Genomic DNA, 3,208 nt, shown 5'->3' with positions numbered 1-3,208 from the left:
CTTCAGAACAAACACAGTGGACGCGAGCAACTGAGGACAAGCCCTCGGCCTATTAGTACCGGTCAGCTCCACCCCTCACAGGGCTTCCACATCCGGCCTATCAACCCAGTCGTCTACTGGGAGCCTTACCCCATCAAGTGGGTGGGAACACTCATCTCGAAGCAGGCTTCCCGCTTAGATGCTTTCAGCGGTTATCCCTCCCGAACGTAGCCAACCAGCCATGCCCTTGGCAGGACAACTGGCACACCAGAGGTTCGTCCGTCCCGGTCCTCTCGTACTAGGGACAGCCCTTCTCAATGTTCCTGCGCGCACAGCGGATAGGGACCGAACTGTCTCACGACGTTCTAAACCCAGCTCGCGTACCGCTTTAATGGGCGAACAGCCCAACCCTTGGGACCGACTCCAGCCCCAGGATGCGACGAGCCGACATCGAGGTGCCAAACCATCCCGTCGATATGGACTCTTGGGGAAGATCAGCCTGTTATCCCCGGGGTACCTTTTATCCGTTGAGCGACGGCGCTTCCACAAGCCACCGCCGGATCACTAGTCCCGACTTTCGTCCCTGCTCGACCCGTCGGTCTCACAGTCAAGCTCCCTTGTGCACTTACACTCAACACCTGATTGCCAACCAGGCTGAGGGAACCTTTGGGCGCCTCCGTTACCCTTTGGGAGGCAACCGCCCCAGTTAAACTACCCATCAGACACTGTCCCTGATCCGGATCACGGACCCAGGTTAGACATCCAGCACGACCAGAGTGGTATTTCAACGACGACTCCACAACCACTGGCGTGGCCGCTTCACAGTCTCCCACCTATCCTACACAAGCCGAACCGAACACCAATATCAAACTGTAGTAAAGGTCCCGGGGTCTTTCCGTCCTGCTGCGCGAAACGAGCATCTTTACTCGTAGTGCAATTTCACCGGGCCTATGGTTGAGACAGTCGAGAAGTCGTTACGCCATTCGTGCAGGTCGGAACTTACCCGACAAGGAATTTCGCTACCTTAGGATGGTTATAGTTACCACCGCCGTTTACTGGCGCTTAAGTTCTCAGCTTCGCAACCCCGAAAGGTCACTAACCGGTCCCCTTAACGTTCCAGCACCGGGCAGGCGTCAGTCCGTATACATCGCCTTACGGCTTCGCACGGACCTGTGTTTTTAGTAAACAGTCGCTTCTCGCTGGTCTCTGCGGCCACCCCCAGCTCAGGCAGCACGTGCCGTCACCAGGAATGGCCCCCCTTCTCCCGAAGTTACGGGGGCATTTTGCCGAGTTCCTTAACCATAGTTCACCCGAACGCCTCGGTATTCTCTACCTGACCACCTGAGTCGGTTTGGGGTACGGGCCGCCATGAAACTCGCTAGAGGCTTTTCTCGACAGCATAGGATCATCCACTTCGCCACAATCGGCTCGGCATCAGGTCTCAGACTGCATGTCACGCGGATTTGCCTACGTGACGTCCTACACCCTTACCCCGGGACAACCACCGCCCGGGCTGGACTACCTTCCTGCGTCACCCCATCGCTTACCTACTACAGATCCGGGTCACCGGCTCCACCACTCCCCTACGCTCCGAAGAGCTCAGGGCGGCTTCACGGGCTTAGCATCGTCTGATTCGATACTGGGCGTTTCAAAGCGGGTACCGGAATATCAACCGGTTGTCCATCGACTACGCCTGTCGGCCTCGCCTTAGGTCCCGACTTACCCTGGGCAGATCAGCTTGACCCAGGAACCCTTGGTCAATCGGCGCACACGTTTCCCACGTGTGTATCGCTACTCATGCCTGCATTCTCACTCGTGAACCGTCCACAACTCGCTTCCGCGGCTGCTTCACCCGGCACACGACGCTCCCCTACCCATCACAGCGGGCGTTGGCCCTCATGCTGCAATGACACGACTTCGGCGGTACGCTTGAGCCCCGCTACATTGTCGGCGCGGAATCACTTGACCAGTGAGCTATTACGCACTCTTTCAAGGGTGGCTGCTTCTAAGCCAACCTCCTGGTTGTCTGTGCGACTCCACATCCTTTCCCACTTAGCGTACGCTTAGGGGCCTTAGTCGATGCTCTGGGCTGTTTCCCTCTCGACCATGGAGCTTATCCCCCACAGTCTCACTGCCGCGCTCTCACTTACCGGCATTCGGAGTTTGGCTAAGGTCAGTAACCCGGTAGGGCCCATCGCCTATCCAGTGCTCTACCTCCGGCAAGAAACACACGACGCTGCACCTAAATGCATTTCGGGGAGAACCAGCTATCACGGAGTTTGATTGGCCTTTCACCCCTAACCACAGGTCATCCCCCAGGTTTTCAACCCTGGTGGGTTCGGTCCTCCACGAAGTCTTACCTCCGCTTCAACCTGCCCATGGCTAGATCACTCCGCTTCGGGTCTTGAGCGTGCTACTGAATCGCCCTGTTCGGACTCGCTTTCGCTACGGCTTCCCCACACGGGTTAACCTCGCAACACACCGCAAACTCGCAGGCTCATTCTTCAAAAGGCACGCAGTCACGACATGCAAGCAAGCTTGCATGCGACGCTCCCACGGCTTGTAGGCACACGGTTTCAGGTACTATTTCACTCCGCTCCCGCGGTACTTTTCACCATTCCCTCACGGTACTATCCGCTATCGGTCACCAGGGAATATTTAGGCTTGGCGGGTGGTCCCGCCGGATTCACACGGGATTTCTCGGGCCCCGTGCTACTTGGGAAATGAGCAAGCAAGCCGCTGATGTTTCGTCTACGGGGGTCTTACCCTCTGCGCCGGACCTTTCGCATGTCCTTCGACTACACCAACGGTTTCTGACTCGCCTCACAGCCGGCAGACTGTGAAAGCTCACTCCCACAACCCCGCATGCGCAACCCCTGCCGGGTCTCACACGCATACGGTTTGGCCTCATCCGGTTTCGCTCGCCACTACTCCCGGAATCACGGTTGTTTTCTCTTCCTGAGGGTACTGAGATGTTTCACTTCCCCTCGTTCCCTCCACATGCCCTATGTGTTCAGGCATGGGTGACAGCCCATGACGACTGCCGGGTTTCCCCATTCGGAAACCCCCGGATCAAAGCCTGGTTGACGGCTCCCCGGGGACTATCGCGGCCTCCCGCGTCCTTCATCGGTTCCTGGTGCCAAGGCATCCACCGTGCGCCCTTAAAAACTTGGCCACAGATGCTCGCGTCCACTGTGCAGTTCTCAAGCAACGACCAGCCACCCACCAC

1 rRNA gene is annotated in these 3,208 nt (G+C 57.7%); it reads right to left on the bottom strand.

Features of this window, described 5'->3' with window-relative positions:
• Window positions 1-32 precede the first annotated feature (32 nt).
• Window positions 33-3,154, bottom strand: a 23S ribosomal RNA gene (locus tag QK442_RS35930).
• Window positions 3,155-3,208 lie beyond the last annotated feature (54 nt).

It is taken from the genome of Streptomyces sp. CC208A, assembly GCF_030010625.1.
In the GTDB taxonomy this organism is placed as follows: Bacteria; Actinomycetota; Actinomycetes; order Streptomycetales; family Streptomycetaceae; genus Streptomyces.
This window is presented reverse-complemented; position numbering and strand designations above follow the sequence as displayed.